Below are 14013 nucleotides of genomic sequence, written 5' to 3' on the forward strand. Positions count from 1 at the left end.
TCCTTAAACTTCCAGCGCCTGCGGCTGCTGCGCGGTATGCGGGTGCTCGGCACCGCCGTACACCTTGAGCTTGCGATACATCTCGCGGCCCAGTGCGTTCTTCGGCAGCATGCCCTTGACGGCGATCTCGATCACGCGCTCCGGGTGGGTGGCCAGCAGGTCCTTCAGACTGGTGGTCTTGAGGTTGCCGACGTAGCCGGTGAAGCGGTGGTACATCTTGTCGTCCAGCTTGGCGCCGGTGACCGCCACCTTCTGTGCGTTGACCACGACGATGTAATCGCCGGTGTCGACGTGCGGGGTGAACTCAGGCTTGTGCTTGCCGCGCAGGCGACGCGCGATTTCGGTCGACAGGCGACCGAGCGTCTTGTTCGTGGCGTCCACTACGAACCAGTCGCGCTTGACGCTTTCTGCCTTGGCGCTGAAAGTTTTCATCTCAAGATACCCGTATGCCGCCAGCGAGGGCGGTTGCACATTAATCGGTGAAGCAAAGAGGCGGAATGATAGCGAAGCTCTCGCCGCCTGCGCAAGTCCACCGAGTGGGTGGGCTGTGGGCCGGCGATGATAGCATGCTTGGCACGGCACTTGAACAGCCCCCATACGGATCGCGGGACTGACTGATCAGTGCGTGCAGTGCGGCCTGTGCCTGCCGGCTTGCCCCACCTAGGCGCTGGATCGCAGCGAAACGGAGTCGCCGCACGGACGCATCGCCATCGCCGCCGCGCTGGCCCGCGGCGCAGCCGAGCCTACGGCGGAGCTGCGCTCCCATCTCGACCGTTGCCTGGGCTGCCTGAGTTGCCAGCGGGCCTGCCCCGCCGAGGTGCGTTATGACGAGCTGCTGGTCGGGACGCGTGCCCTGCTCGGCCCGGCGCCGCGACGCCCCCGACGGCCGCTGAGCCTGCTGGAATTTCCCGAGCGCGCGGTCCAACTGCGCGAAGCCGCGCTGCAACCGCTCGCCGCGCTGGCGCCGGCGCGGCTGCTGTCGTCCAATATCGGTTGCCGCCTGCACCTCGCCGCCGGCGACGACGCGACGCACTGGACCACGCAACATCCGCTGAGCCTGCTGGCGCAGCAATTGGAGGATCGCCCTTGAACGCACGCACACTGAGCCCGCTGGATCGTCTGCTCGCCGGCATCGAACGCGCACTGGAGACCGTGGCCGGCGCGCCGGAGGCGAACCGCGCCTCGCCTGCCCGCGGCACTCCCCACGCGGAACTGGACGACACCGAGCGCCGCCATGCCGCCGGCCTGATGCGCATCAACCACACCGGCGAAGTCTGCGCGCAGGCGCTGTACGACGGCCAGGCCGCGCTGGCCCGCAACGAAGCGAACCGCGAGCACCTGCTGCACGCAGCCGCCGAGGAAACCGACCATCTCGCGTGGTGCGCCGAACGCCTGAAGGAACTGGACAGCCGCCCCAGCCTGCTCAACCCGCTGTGGTATGCCGGCAGCTACGCCATCGGCGCGCTGGCCGCGCTGGCCGGCGACGCGGTGAGCCTGGGTTTTGTGGTGGAAACCGAGCGCCAGGTGGAAGCGCACCTGGCCGAGCACCTGGATCGCCTGCCTGCGCAGGACGAACGTTCGCGCGCGGTGCTGGCACAGATGCAGGCCGACGAGGTACGCCACGGGCGGGAGGCGCAGGCGCGCGGCGGGATCGACCTGCCGTTCCCGATCCCGCAGCTGATGCAGGCCAGTTCGATGGTGATGAAGAAGGTGGCGTACCGGGTCTGAGCCGTACCGCTCAACCGGCAAGCAAGGGGCCGATCTTCTGCTCCAGCAGCGCCACCAGCTCGGGCTGCATGTAGTCGTAGCGGTCCGGAATATCCAGGCACACCACCCTCTTGCCCTTGAGCCCGGCGCCGAATCTCCGGGCAAGTACCGCCTTGTGCCGGCGCTCCATGACCACGATGAGGTCGGCCCAGTCCACCTGCGCCGCGTCGAGTACCGTTTCGGCATCCGAGGCCACGCCCGCGGAATCCGCCTCCACGCCGGGCACACCGGCAAACACGGCCTCCGCCGTGGGACTGCGCAAGCGGTTGCGGCTGCAGACGAACAGAACGCGTAGCGTCATGGGCAAAGAAAAAGCCCGCCTTCCGGCGGGCTTTTCGTCACATCAGGTTGCGGCCGTGGAACAGCTCCTCGATCTCGCGGCGCAGCAGCGATTCGATGCGCTGGCGCTCCTTGAACGAGAGGTCGTCGGCATGCGCGTCGAACAGGTAGGTATCGAGATCGAAGTCCTTCACGTGCATCTTCGTGTGGAAGATGTTTTCCTGGTACACGTTGACGTCGAACATTTCGTACTTCTGGCGGATGTGGCGCGCCAGGTAGTCCTGCACCGAGTTGATCTTGTGGTCGATGAAGTGCTTCTTGCCCTTCACGTCGCGGGTGAAGCCGCGCACGCGGTAGTCGCACACCACGATGTCCGACTCGAAGCTGTCGATCAGGTAGTTCAGCGCCTTCAGCGGCGAGATCACTCCGCAGGTGGCCACGTCGATGTCGGCACGGAAGGTGGCGATGCCGTTGTGCGGATGCGTCTCGGGGTAGGTGTGGACGGTGATGTGGCTCTTGTCCATGTGCGCCACCACGGCGCCCGCGATCGAGTCGCGGCCCAGCTTCTCCACCACCGGCTCCTCGGAGATCAGGATGGTGACCGAGGCGCCCTGCGGGTCGTAGTCCTGGCGGGCCACGTTGAGGATGTTCGCGCCGATGATCTCGGCCACGTCGGTGAGGATCTGGGTGAGGCGATCGGCGTCGTACTGCTCGTCGATGTACTCGATGTAGCGCTGGCGCTGTTCTTCCGACACCGCATAGCAGATGTCGTAGATGTTGAAGCTCAGGGCCTTGGTGAGGTTGTTGAAACCCTGCAGGCGCAGGCGGGGCAACGGCTTGACCACGACGACTCTCCATGACCGGATCAACGGTCAGCAGATGAGGCGGGTTAGCACCAAGGGTCCCCGCGGGAATTCGGATCGTGGGGACCCTTGTCTCCCATGATCCGGTGGACGCCCGCGACATCTGGCCGCGAGCGAAAGACTGCGAAGTATGGGGCAAAATCCCGAAAAACTGAACCTCCGTCAATCCATCACGGCTTTGCCATAATGGGGGGATAGGGGAGGACCCGGCGGCGAACCAGCCACCGGCAGCGCGCGCAACCGCATAACACAGAGAAACCAGACATCGTGGCGCTACTCAAATATCAGCTCCAGCAGGCCTTCGAGCGTTCACAGGCGCCCTTGGCCTTCGCCCCGGACCCGGCCTCGATGGAGCGATTCCTCGCGCTCTGCCATCGCCGCCGCTACCCGAGCAAGACCGCGATCATCCGGCCCGGCGACCCGGCCAACACGCTGTACTACGTGATCGACGGCTCGCTGGCGGTATGCACCGAGGACGAGCAAGGCCGCGAGTTGATCCTCGCCTACATCAACCGCGGCCAGTTCATCGGCGAAATGGGCCTGTTCGTGGAACAGTCGCAGCGCGAGTCGGTGGTGCGCACGCGCACTGTGTGCGAAATGGCCGAAGTCAGCTACGAGCGCCTGTTCACGCTGATGAAAGGCCCGCTGGCCGAAGAGTGCCCGAAGATCCTGTTCGCCATCGGCGCCCAACTCACCAACCGACTGTTGCGCACCTCGCGCCAGGTGAGCCGCATGGCCTTCATGGACGTCACCAGCCGCATCTCGCGCACCTTGCTCGACCTGTGCGAGGAACCGGATGCGATGACCCACCCCGAGGGCACCCAGATCCGCATCTCGCGCCAGGAAGTGAGCCGCATCGTGGGTTGCTCGCGCGAGATGGTCGGCCGCGTGCTCAAGCAGCTCGAGGAACAGGGCATGATCGACGTCTCCGGCAAGACCATCGTGGTGCGCGGCACGCGCTGACCGGCCGCGCACGCGACCGCTATGCGCTAGACACCATGCGGCTGCGGTTGCGGGCGGCCGAACAGGAAGCCCTGCCCGAATTCGCAGCCCATCGCACGCAGCGCATCGCGCTGCGCTTCGGTTTCGATGCCCTCGGCGATCACGTCGATGCCCAGCGCGCGCGCGGCCAGCGTAAGGATCGCCGACACCACGGTGTTGGCGCCCGCGCCGCCGGCAGTGTCCAGTTCGCGCACGAACATCTGGTCGATCTTCAACTTGCTCAGCGGCAACGAATGCAGGTATCCCAGCGAGGAATAGCCTGTGCCGAAATCGTCCAGCGCCGCCTGCACGCCGGCGGCCCGCAGGCGTTCCAGCGTGGCGCGCACCAGCACCGGATCCTCCAGCAGCGCGTCCTCGGTCAGCTCGATCAGCAGACGTTCCGGCGGCAACCCGCTGCTCGCCAGCAACTGCAGCAACTGGCGGTCGAAACCCGCATGGCGAAGATGCAGCGGTGAAACGTTGATCGTCACGAAGCCGTCGCCCGCATCCGGTTGCGCCATGCGCTCGCAGGCCTTGCCGTACAACTGCCAGTCGATCGCCTCCAGCTGGCCGCAGTCCCGGGCCACGCGCACGAAGTCGCCCGGCGGCAAGACGCCGCGCCGCGGGTGGTTCCAGCGCAGCAACGCCTCGTGGCCCACCACTTCCCCGTTGTCCAGCCGGAAGATCGGCTGGAAGTACGGCACGAACTCGCCGTGCTGCAGGGCATGGCGCAGCTCGACTTCCAGCGCCAGCTCGTCTACCGCATTCCGCTCCATCGTCTCGTCGAACAGCGCGTAGCGGCCGCGTCCCAGTTGCTTGGCGCGGTACAGCGCGATGTCGGCGTCGCGCAGCAAGGCGTCGGCCCGCTCGTGCTGCGCGGCAATCGCGATGCCCACGCTGGCGGAGGGCTCCAGCTCGCGACCGCCGATCGACAGCGGCTGGCGCAGCGCCAGCAACACGCCGTGCGCCATGCGCTCGGCGACCGCCGGTTCGACCACCGCGTCCAGCAGGATCGCAAACTCGTCGCCCGACAGCCGCGCCACCACGTCCGGCACCCTCACGCAGGCACGCAGGCGGTTCGCCACCGCCTGAAGGAAAGCGTCTCCGGCCAGATGGCCAAGGCTGTCGTTGATGACCTTGAAGCGATCCACGTCCAGGTACAGCAACGCGCAGGGCTTGTCCGACGACCGCCGCGCCAACCGCTCGCCCAGCCGCTCGCGCAGGAAGCCGCGATTGGGCAGGCCGGTAAGCGGGTCATGCATCACTTCGTGGCGCAGCTGGCGTTGCATCTGCTCGCGCTCGGCGATCTGCTCACGCAGCTCGCGGGTGCGCGCCTCCACGCGGTGCTCCAACTGCAGGTTGGCCTGCAGCAGCGCGGCGGCGGCACGGCGGCGATGGATGCTGTTGGCGATCTGCAGCGCGGCGAAGCTGAGCAGCTCCTGGTCCGCCGCGCCGAAGCGCACTTCGTCGTCGTAACCCTGCACGGCGACCACGCCGATCACCGTATCGCCCGCGCGCAACGGCACGCCGAGCCAGCAGGCAGGCGGCACGCCGATGACGCGGCGCACGATCTTGCCCTCCTTTGCCAAGGCATCCAGTTCGTGGCGACTGCCCAACCAGGGCTTGCCGGTGCGCAATACGTACACGGTGATGCTGCGTTGCCCCAGCGACAGGCTGAATGCGCTCTGCACACCGGCATCCATGTAGTAGGGGAAGTGCAACTGCTGCTCTTCCTCGTCCAGCAGGGCGATGTAGAAATTGGACGCGTCGAGCAGACTGCCGACCTCGGCATGCACGCATCGATAGAACGCCTCCTCGTCGAGGTCGGCCGTGCCCAGCTCGGCCAGCCGGAACAGCACCGACTGCAGGCGTCCCGCGCGCTGGCGCTCAAGCACCTCCTCCTGCAACTCGCGGTTGGCGGCGGCCAGCTCGCGGGTGCGCTGCAATACGCGGTCTTCCAGCTCGTCCTTGGTCTGCTTGCGCTCCAGTGCGGTGAGCACGTGCTCGGCAACAAAGCCGAGCACCGCACGATCCTCATCGGAGTAGCCGATGCCCTGGCGATAGCTCTGCACCACCAGTGCGCCGTGCACGCGTCCCTCACGCAGCATCGGCACGCCCAGCCAGTCCACGCTGTCGGGGCCGATCACATTCAGCGGAACGCCAATCTGCGCAGCTAGCTGCTCGGTGCTGCCCATCAGCGGCCGGCCCAGGGTGAGCAGGTGCCAGGTAAGCGAGCCGCGCATCGCCTCCAGCGAATCCTCCCGCACGATGTCGGGGCCTTCGGCGTCTTCGGTGTCGGCGTAGTACAGGAAACGCGTCGTGCCGCCTTCGGGATCGTGCCGCACGATGAAAAAGTTCTCCGCATACATCAGCGTGCCGACAATGCTGTGGATGCCGCGCAGCAGCTCAGGCATGTCGAGGTCGGCACCGGCGAGGTCGGCGATGGAGAACAGCGCGCGCAGCAGGTTTTCCGAACGCTCCAGTTGGTGATGCGAATCGTGCAACTCAGCCAGCGCCAGCAGTTGCCGCAGTTGCTGCCCGGCCAGCGCGAGGCAGCGCTCCAGCACCGTGCGCACCGACGGGCCGGCTGCGGCGTCCCGATGCAACACGAACAGCACGGCCGGAACATCCGGCGCCAGCCGCATCCGCAGTTCGCCGTCGGCAAGCGGTGGCGCACCGTGCCCATCGTTCAACACCGCCAGCATGCGCGCCGTGTCCCGCACATCCGGTTTGCCGCTGGTGGCGCGGCATTCGCCGCGCTCCAGCCACAGCACGCGGGCATCGCGGCAGGCCGGGCAGGCGCGAAGCAGTTCCACCACCAGCTCGGCCACGGCCTGCGTCGTGGATGCACCGATCAGTCGGCCCAGCCAGACCAGTTGGTCGGCTTCGCTCGGAATCGTGGCATGCGGCTCGCGGTATGAATTCATGTGCCGATGATTTCTCCCGGCCTGATGGTAGCGCCCAGCCGCGGCGGCGCACAGCACCGATTCGTGCAAGCCTGCCCGGTAGAATGACCGGCTCGCCCCGGACTCCCGCATGCTCGCCGACACCACCAAGGATGCCATCCGCGCCGCTTATGCGCGCCTGAAAGACGGCCTGCCCGGCTTCCGCCCGCGCGCCTCGCAGGGAAAGATGATCGCCGAGGTGGCCAAGGCACTGGCCAGTACGGGCGGTGTTGTCGCGATCGAGGCGCCCACCGGCACCGGCAAGTCCATGGCCTACCTGATCGCTGGCTACGAGGTGGCGCGCGCGCAGAAGAAGAAGCTGCTGATCGCCACCGCCACGGTGGCGTTGCAGGAACAGCTGGTGGAGCGCGACATTCCGTTGTACCTGCAGCTCTCCGGCCACGCGGCCAAGGTCGCGCTGGCCAAGGGCCGCGGTCGCTACCTGTGCCCGCGCAACCTGGCGATGGCGCGCAACAGCGTTGCCGGCTCGACGCAGGGCAGCTTCGGCTTCGACGCCGACCTCGCGCTGTGGAGCAGGCCGCCCGCGGAACGCGAGAAACAAGCGCTAGCCAAGCTCGCGCTGGCCTTCGACGACAACACCTGGAACGGCGACATGGACGCCGCACCCGAACCCGTCGGCGATCTGCTGCGCCCCATGCTCACCACCAGCGCCGGCGGCTGCACCAACCGCAAGTGCGGACAATTCATGGTCTGCCCGTTCTTCGCAGCACGCCGCGCGGTGGACGACGCCGACATCATCGTGGCCAACCAGGACCTGGTGCTGGCCGACCTCACCATGCCGGGCGAAGACGACAACTGGGGTGGCGTGATCCTGCCGCGCCCGGACGAAACGCTGTACGTGTTCGACGAGGCCCACCACATCCCAGGCAAGGCGATCGACCGCGGTGCCTCCGACGTGCACATGGCCGTCACCGTACGCCAGCTGAGCCGGCTCGGGCGCCAGGTGCACGCGGCCTATTCGCTCACCGACAAGGAAAATCTCGGCAAGCTCACCCTGGATGCCGGCGACACGAAGCTGCAGGAACTCGGCGACACGCTGGAGGCGCTGGAGAAGGAGATCCGCCTTGGCTGGCTGCCCGATCCTGCCGAAACCGAACCCATGTACCGCGGCTCGCTGGGGCGCCTGCCGGCAGCCTGGGTCGAACACGCACGCATGCTCAGCCTGCAGACCTCCGTAGTACAGCGCTGGCTCGCCGCCGTGCGTCGTGCGGTGGTTGAGATGACTGACGGTGGCCCCACCCAGGAAGCCTTGTCGCGCGAGCTCGGCATCGCGCTGGAACGCATCGGCAAGCAGGCTTCCTGCTGGCACGCATGGGCCTCGGAAGATCCCGACCAGGCGCCACCACTGGCGCGCTGGGTCACGCTTACCGGCGACCAGCAACTGGTCTGCCACGCCTCGTCGGTGTCCGCTGCGGGTCTGCTGCGCAGCGTGCTGTGGGGCAACGCCAGCGGCGTGGTGCTCACGTCCGCCACGTTGAGCGCAGGCGGCAACTTCCGCGGTTACGCCGATGCCGTGGGCCTGCCCGACGACACGGCCACGCTCAGCCTGCCCTCGCCCTTCGACCTCGCCGCGCAGGCACAACTCGAAGTGCCCGCCATCGATGCCCTGCCCGACGCACGCGAGGAGCACGCGCAAGCGATCAGCGACTGGCTGGCCGAACACCTCGACTGGAGCGCAGGCAACCTCGTGCTGTTCACCTCGCGCGCCAAGCTCGACCGCGTGCTGCAGCGCCTGCCCATCGACAAGGTGCGCAAAGTGCGCGCGCAAGGCTCGCTGGGCAAGACGCAACTGATCGCCGAACATATCGCGGACATCGAAGCGGGCCGCGGCAGCACGTTGTTCGGCCTGGCCAGCTTCGGCGAAGGCCTCGACCTGCCCGGCAAGCTGTGCGAAACCGTGGTCATCACGCAATTGCCCTTCGCCGTGCCTACCGATCCGGTGGGTGCCACCTATGCGGAGTGGCTGGAATCGCGGGGGCGCAATCCCTTCATCGAAGTGAGCATTCCCGAGGCCACCCGCCTGCTCACCCAGTACTGCGGACGCCTGATCCGCAACGAAAGCGATACCGGCCGCATCGTGCTGCTGGATCGGCGTGTGGTCACCAAGCGCTATGGTGCGGGGATGCTGCGGGCGTTGCCGCCGTTCAGGCGGGTGATCGAGAGATAGGGAGGCGGCCTGCGGCGGATTCGCTCTCTTTGCCCGCTTGCGTAAGCGGGCTGAGGAGGCGAGGAGGATCAGGCCGCGCTGCTGGCGAGTCCACCGATGGACTCGCCTTTTCGACCAGGCAGGAGGTCCGGACGAAAAGCCCGGCCGCTCCTCACGCACTTTCCGTCAACTGATGGACGAAAAGCGCCACCGCGGGGTGCCCTTTTCTCTGGCTACTTCTCTTTGACTCCGGGCCGGCTTCGCCCCACGCACGCGCTCCTGCGTGTGCGTGGGCACACAAAAGAGAAGTAGCTTGGGCTGCTGCAGCAACACGAAACCGCTTTGGAACTTGCGATGACGCATAGGGCAAAAGCTCCTCTCCCGCAAGCGGACGATGACCAGAATTTCATCGGTAACGAGCGAATTGATCCTCTCTATAGCCTGCGACAATCCTTGCCAAATGCATGACTACCATGCGCGACTCACACAAACCCGCCAAACCACACCTAAGCCATGTCCATCACCAAACTCGCCGATTCCCCAGCCAAACCTTGGAAGAACGGCATGGGCCGCACCCGTGAACTGATCATCCATCCCGCCACCGCGACCATGGACGATTTCCAGTGGCGCGTGAGCATCGCCGAAGTGGAAAACGCCGCACCGTTTTCCCCATTCCCAGGCATCGACCGCGTCATCGCCTTGCTTGATGGCGAGGGCTTCACGATGAAGATGGGGGACGGTCGCCACCATTCGCTTACCACCCCGTGCGTGCCGTTCGCGTTCGCCGGCGAGACGGGCGTCGACATCACTCTGGCCGGCGGACCCAGCCGGGATTTCAATCTGATGTTGCGCCGTGGTCGCGTGCGCGGCGGCATCGAGACCTGGCGAAGCGCCGGCACACGGCAACCCGATGCTTCCATCGCGTTGGTGTACTGCGCCCGGGGAACCGTCGATACCGACGAAGGCCTGCTGCACACGGGCGACGCATGGCGTCCCGGCAGCGGTGCGCTGGTACTGCAGGAGGGTGCATTGGCCCTGGCGGTGCGCGTCGAGCTGCATCCGTGATGTCACCCTGAGTTGCCTATACTTCACAACACCAATCTGCGGAGCCGCCTGCCATGTCTGTGCTGATCCTCGGTCTCGTCCTGTTTCTCGGCATGCATTCGCTGCGCATCTTTGCCGACGGCTGGCGTGCCCGGCAGATCGCCCGATTGGGCCAGAAACGCTGGAAGGGCATCTACGCGCTGGTCTCGCTGGTCGGCTTCGTGCTGATCTGCTGGGGCTTCGGACTGGCACGGCACGAACCGGTGCTGCTGTATTCGCCGCCGGCGTGGCTGATGCGGCTCAACGCGCTGTTCACCCTGGTGGCCTTTGTGCTGCTCGCCGCGGCGCGGGTGCCGCGCAACGGCATCAAGGCGCGGCTGCACCATCCGCAGGTACTGGCAGTGAAGACGTGGGCGTTCGGCCATCTGCTCGCCACCGGCATGCTGCACGACGTGGTGCTGTTCGGCGCCTTCCTGCTGTGGGCCGTGGTGCTGTTCGCCGCCTCGCGCCGGCGTGATCGCCGCGAGGGCACAATCTATCCGCCCGGCACGCTCAAAGGCACCATCACCGCCGTCGTGGTGGGCGTGGCGGCCTGGATGCTGTTCGCGTTCTGGCTGCATGCGCTGCTGATCGGGGTGAAGCCGGTGATGTAAATGCACTTGCCTGGGTGCCGAAAGACACTGCGCAGGCACTGCAGATCCGCGCTAAAGTTTGTCCATCCATTCCTCCGCGAGGTCATGTCATGGCCGCCTTCCTGCTCTGGCTGTTGCTGCTGGTTTTCTGCTGGCCGCTCGCGCTGCTGGCGCTGGTGCTGTACCCCATCGTGTGGCTGATCTGCCTGCCGTTCCGGCTGGTCGGCATCACCGTGAGCGCGGTTTTCTCCTTCCTCGGTGCGATCCTGATGCTGCCCGCCCGCGTGCTGCGCGGCAGGCCAGCCTGACCGATACGCCGCCCGCCGCGGCATGAAGGCGATCGACACGCTCACGCCCTGCCCTTGCGGCGATCCCGCCGGCTATGCCTTCTGTTGCGGTCCGTTGCACGACGGCAGTGCGGTAGCCACCAGCGCCGCGCAACTGATGCGTTCGCGCTACAGCGCCTACGTGCTCAAGCGCGAGGATTACCTGCTGGCCACCTGGCACGCCGACACCCGCCCCGCTTCGTTGCGGCTCGCCGCGCAGCAACCCGCGCCGACCTGGCTTGGCCTGGACGTGGGCAACGAGCAACGCATCGACGCAGATCACGCCACGGTGGAATTCGTGGCCCGCTACCGCCTGGGCGGCGGCCGCGCCCAGCGCCAGCATGAGATCAGCCGCTTCGTACGCGAGGCCGGACGCTGGTATTACGTGGACGGGGAGCTGTTGTAAGCGCGCCTTTGCGCCTGGGGCATGGGCAAGCTCTAAAACCCCTGCACACCGACCGCGCGCAACTGTGCCGCCAGTGCACGCACATCAGGGTGCGCAAAGAAGGCCGCGAGCTGTCGGGCGCGTGACGCGCTGGCGCCATGAACACGCCAACCTTCCTCGCCCCGGGCAACCAGGGCCGCCCAATCTTCACCTTCATTCACGGCATCGTCCGGCACGCCCAGAGCTTGCAGCCAATCGTCGAATGACCGCTGGCGCGCATCGGCGAACGCCTTCGCCAGGGTCGTGCCCCGGCCTTCGCCCAGCATCGGCACTGCCGCGAGTTGTGCAGGCGCAAGCTTCAACCAGTCCAGCAGGCCGTGGACCAGGCCGGCGTCCGTCAACGCCTGCCACGTGCCCGCATTGACGCCATGCAGCCGCAAGCCCTGCTTGCCGCCCAGCCAAACGAGTCGTGACTGGAACTGGGCCTCGCAACCGGGCGTGGAATGCCAGCAGGTGAGCGGACCGTGATCCGCAGGGTCGGGCACATCCACTGCGACACGCTGCGACGCGCGCCACGCCACCGATTGCAGGCGTGGAATGGTCAGTCCCGCCAACGCAAGCTCGACCCGGTCGCCCGGGCGGATGTCGAGCTCGCGCCAGCGCGCGAGCGAACCTATGCTCACGCGCTGCACGCGGTGATCGTCGAGTTGCACCGGTGCGATTTCCAACACCGGCGTGACGCGACCGCTGCGCCCGACGGTGAACGTCACCGCGCGCACCTCCGCCAAGGCGGTGGCGGCGGGATACTTCCATGCCACCGCCCAGTCCGGCGGACTGGCCTTCCACATGTCGGCAGGCGGCCGATGGCCTTGGCGCAACACGGTGCCGTCGGCGGCGAACGGCAATGCGTGGCGGTACCACTGATCGCGCCAGCGCCGCACTTCGGCGATCCCGGATACCGGCTGCGTGAGCGCCGCGCTGTCGGCGAAACCCATCGCGCGCAGCCCGGCAAGCCGCGACGGCATGTCGGCCGGACCGCTGGGCCAGTCCCAGACGAACAGGCCGATCTTCGCGGCCGTCGCGTCATCCAGCATGTTGCGCGCCAATGCGCCGGCCACTGCCGAACGCGCATTGACGCCGCCCGCGTCGGCTTGCAGGTGGCCGGGCAGGCGCCAGACCAGTTCACCCTGCACGACTATGCGTGCCAGCGCGTTCGGCAGGCGCTTGGGGATCGCATCGATCGACTGCGCCAACGCGGTCCAGTCCGAACCGTGCAGACCGTCGCCGCGGCTGCTGGCCTGTCGCAGCCGACCATCCACATAAACCAGCGTCACCGCCACGCCATCGGCCTTGGGCTGGACCCACAGGTCGCGGTTGCCACGCGCCTGCATCCATGCGGTTACCGCGGCCTCGTCCGGCAGCTTGGCCAGACCGGTCTGTGCCACTGGCGACAACACGCGTCCGCCATCGTCGGCCAGATGCGCCAACGGCGCCGGCGCCTGCATGGGAAAGCATTGCCGCCACGCCGCAAGCTGCTTCTCGGCCTGGTCATACACGGCATCGCTCACTGTCGAGGCGCCCTCCACGCGGTAGGCGTGGTTCCAGCCGTCCAATCGTTCGCGCAGCGCGGACATCTCCTTGCGCGCCTGTTCCGGCGGCCAGTCGGGACAATCGTTTGCGTGCGCCGTGGCAATGGACGACGCGCCCAGGATCAACAACAGGCAAGCCCGGTGCATGCGCGCGCTCCAGTCGTGACGGGAGCAACGACGCTAATCGCCGCTGCGCGCAAGGTCAGACAGCGGGACACGCCGTGCGGTGTAGGCGTGGCGCCTCAGTCCGTGGCGGCATGTGGACCGATGCCCAATCGGCTTTCGCCGAGGAAGCGGCCTTCGGGCCCGAAGCGACGCTCGACGATCACGCCCAGTCCATCGTGGCCGATCGCCACCACTGTGCTCGCACGCGTGCCGTAGTGCTCGCCGCGGATGAAAGCACTGGAAAGCCAGCGCTCGCGCTCCAGACCCACGCCGGTATCCGGCAATTCCGCATCGGGCGCCTGCTGCTCGTCGGCAAGCGCGGCGAACAGCGGCGCGAAATCTTCGTCCGGGCTCGCGACCAGCCATGTTTGCAAGCGTGTCATCAATGCACGCGTCTTCGGCCATGGCGTGTTGAAGTCGGCGTTGGACAGGCCATGCACGCCCGGCCCCACCGCCTCGGCGCGAGGCTCCGGGCGGTTGCCGAGATAGAACGCGGCACGTGCATCGAAGGTGAGCAGGTTGAACGGCCGATAGTCCGCTGCAGAAACCAGCAGCTCCCGCGCATGTGCTGTCGCATCCGCCGCGCCCGCGAGATAGTCCGTGGCGAGCAGGCCACGCGAGGCACCACGTTGCGGATCGCGCGGATCACGCACGTTGGTGACCACACAGCAACGACCGGCATCGGTCACGCCCAGCCACGTGCCTCCCGCTTCGAGATCGCGCCCGGCGGCGATGGGCAAATCCGCCCAGCGCGCCAGTTCCGCGCTGGGTCGCGCATGGAACTCATCGCGATTGCCAGCCAGCACCAGCCGCCAGCGCGGATGCGCCTGCCAGGCGAATGCGATCAAGCACATGGGTTGCTCCGGAGAA

General features: G+C 67.0%; 15 protein-coding genes. 9 read left to right on the forward strand and 6 right to left on the reverse strand.

What is annotated here, in order from left to right:
- Nucleotides 1-3 precede the first annotated feature (3 nt).
- On the reverse strand, nucleotides 4-432 hold the full coding sequence (rplM, locus tag ISP25_RS11175) for a 50S ribosomal protein L13 (protein ID WP_192158642.1): 429 nt from the start codon (nucleotides 430-432) through the stop codon (nucleotides 4-6).
- Nucleotides 433-610: 178 nt separating this feature from the next.
- Here rplM and ISP25_RS11180 point away from each other — a divergent pair, with 178 nt between their 5' ends.
- The 3 genes from ISP25_RS11180 to coq7 all read left to right on the forward strand — a co-directional run bounded on the left by ISP25_RS11180 (nucleotide 611) and on the right by coq7 (nucleotide 1728).
- Nucleotides 611-664, forward strand: a complete 54-nt coding sequence (locus ISP25_RS11180; RefSeq protein WP_225578449.1) for a 4Fe-4S binding protein — start codon at nucleotides 611-613, stop codon at nucleotides 662-664.
- A gap of 153 nt (nucleotides 665-817) precedes the next feature.
- Entirely contained in the window at nucleotides 818-1090 is a 273-nt protein-coding gene (locus ISP25_RS11185) for a hypothetical protein (protein ID WP_404613910.1), read from the forward strand.
- Complete coding sequence (gene coq7 / locus ISP25_RS11190; protein WP_192158640.1) at nucleotides 1087-1728, forward strand: 2-polyprenyl-3-methyl-6-methoxy-1,4-benzoquinone monooxygenase; 642 nt, start codon at nucleotides 1087-1089, stop codon at nucleotides 1726-1728. The genes ISP25_RS11185 and coq7 overlap by 4 nt, the downstream gene beginning before the upstream one ends.
- Before the next feature lie 10 nt (nucleotides 1729-1738).
- Here coq7 and ISP25_RS11195 read toward each other — a convergent pair whose 3' ends face one another.
- On the reverse strand, nucleotides 1739-2068 hold the full coding sequence (locus ISP25_RS11195; protein ID WP_404613912.1) for a low molecular weight protein tyrosine phosphatase family protein: 330 nt from the start codon (nucleotides 2066-2068) through the stop codon (nucleotides 1739-1741).
- Between the two features lie 37 nt (nucleotides 2069-2105).
- Nucleotides 2106-2891: an adenosylmethionine decarboxylase gene (gene speD / locus ISP25_RS11200; protein ID WP_192107335.1), complete on the reverse strand. Its 786-nt coding sequence runs from the start codon at nucleotides 2889-2891 to the stop codon at nucleotides 2106-2108.
- 285 nt (nucleotides 2892-3176) lie between these two features.
- Here speD and crp point away from each other — a divergent pair, with 285 nt between their 5' ends.
- On the forward strand, nucleotides 3177-3872 hold the full coding sequence (crp, locus tag ISP25_RS11205) for a cAMP-activated global transcriptional regulator CRP (protein WP_192158636.1): 696 nt from the start codon (nucleotides 3177-3179) through the stop codon (nucleotides 3870-3872).
- 26 nt (nucleotides 3873-3898) lie between these two features.
- Here the strand turns inward: crp and ISP25_RS11210 are convergent, their stop codons facing one another.
- Nucleotides 3899-6817 (reverse strand): bifunctional diguanylate cyclase/phosphodiesterase, encoded by a 2919-nt coding sequence (locus tag ISP25_RS11210; protein ID WP_404613915.1) that lies wholly within the window; start codon nucleotides 6815-6817, stop codon nucleotides 3899-3901.
- A gap of 109 nt (nucleotides 6818-6926) precedes the next feature.
- On the opposite strand from ISP25_RS11210, the gene dinG reads away from it, so the two are divergent.
- The 5 genes from dinG (at nucleotide 6927) to ISP25_RS11235 (ending at nucleotide 11410) form a co-directional block, all read left to right on the forward strand.
- Complete coding sequence (gene dinG / locus ISP25_RS11215; protein WP_404613917.1) at nucleotides 6927-9023, forward strand: ATP-dependent DNA helicase DinG; 2097 nt, start codon at nucleotides 6927-6929, stop codon at nucleotides 9021-9023.
- 492 nt (nucleotides 9024-9515) lie between these two features.
- Complete coding sequence (locus tag ISP25_RS11220) at nucleotides 9516-10067, forward strand: HutD/Ves family protein (protein ID WP_404613919.1); 552 nt, start codon at nucleotides 9516-9518, stop codon at nucleotides 10065-10067.
- A gap of 53 nt (nucleotides 10068-10120) precedes the next feature.
- The gene (locus tag ISP25_RS11225; protein ID WP_404613921.1) at nucleotides 10121-10699 is read left to right on the forward strand and encodes an NnrU family protein; all 579 of its coding nucleotides are present in this window, start codon (nucleotides 10121-10123) and stop codon (nucleotides 10697-10699) included.
- An 89-nt stretch (nucleotides 10700-10788) separates the two neighbouring features.
- Nucleotides 10789-10986, forward strand: a complete 198-nt coding sequence (locus ISP25_RS11230) for a hypothetical protein (protein WP_192158627.1) — start codon at nucleotides 10789-10791, stop codon at nucleotides 10984-10986.
- 22 nt (nucleotides 10987-11008) lie between these two features.
- Nucleotides 11009-11410, forward strand: coding sequence for a YchJ family protein (locus ISP25_RS11235; RefSeq protein WP_404613923.1), 402 nt, complete (start codon nucleotides 11009-11011; stop codon nucleotides 11408-11410).
- Nucleotides 11411-11442: 32 nt separating this feature from the next.
- Here ISP25_RS11235 and ligB read toward each other — a convergent pair whose 3' ends face one another.
- Together ligB and ISP25_RS11245 are read right to left on the reverse strand one after the other, a co-directional pair.
- The gene (ligB, locus tag ISP25_RS11240) at nucleotides 11443-13125 is read right to left on the reverse strand and encodes an NAD-dependent DNA ligase LigB (protein ID WP_404613925.1); all 1683 of its coding nucleotides are present in this window, start codon (nucleotides 13123-13125) and stop codon (nucleotides 11443-11445) included.
- 95 nt (nucleotides 13126-13220) lie between these two features.
- Nucleotides 13221-13997, reverse strand: a complete 777-nt coding sequence (locus ISP25_RS11245) for an NRDE family protein (protein WP_192158621.1) — start codon at nucleotides 13995-13997, stop codon at nucleotides 13221-13223.
- Nucleotides 13998-14013: the final 16 nt, after the last annotated feature.

It is taken from the genome of Rhodanobacter hydrolyticus, from assembly GCF_044904645.1.

What these genes read in the sequence shown, in the direction of transcription:
- ligB (WP_404613925.1), bottom strand. Translation starts at nt 13,125, where the DNA reads ATGCACCGGGCTTGCCTGTTGTTGATCCTGGGCGCGTCGTCCATTGCC.
- ISP25_RS11195 (WP_404613912.1), bottom strand. Translation starts at nt 2,068, where the DNA reads ATGACGCTACGCGTTCTGTTCGTCTGCAGCCGCAACCGCTTGCGCAGT.
- ISP25_RS11225 (WP_404613921.1), top strand. Translation starts at nt 10,121, where the DNA reads ATGTCTGTGCTGATCCTCGGTCTCGTCCTGTTTCTCGGCATGCATTCG.
- dinG (WP_404613917.1), top strand. Translation starts at nt 6,927, where the DNA reads ATGCTCGCCGACACCACCAAGGATGCCATCCGCGCCGCTTATGCGCGC.
- ISP25_RS11245 (WP_192158621.1), bottom strand. Translation starts at nt 13,997, where the DNA reads ATGTGCTTGATCGCATTCGCCTGGCAGGCGCATCCGCGCTGGCGGCTG.
- rplM (WP_192158642.1), bottom strand. Translation starts at nt 432, where the DNA reads ATGAAAACTTTCAGCGCCAAGGCAGAAAGCGTCAAGCGCGACTGGTTC.
- ISP25_RS11235 (WP_404613923.1), top strand. Translation starts at nt 11,009, where the DNA reads ATGAAGGCGATCGACACGCTCACGCCCTGCCCTTGCGGCGATCCCGCC.
- ISP25_RS11230 (WP_192158627.1), top strand. Translation starts at nt 10,789, where the DNA reads ATGGCCGCCTTCCTGCTCTGGCTGTTGCTGCTGGTTTTCTGCTGGCCG.
- ISP25_RS11220 (WP_404613919.1), top strand. Translation starts at nt 9,516, where the DNA reads ATGTCCATCACCAAACTCGCCGATTCCCCAGCCAAACCTTGGAAGAAC.
- ISP25_RS11210 (WP_404613915.1), bottom strand. Translation starts at nt 6,817, where the DNA reads ATGAATTCATACCGCGAGCCGCATGCCACGATTCCGAGCGAAGCCGAC.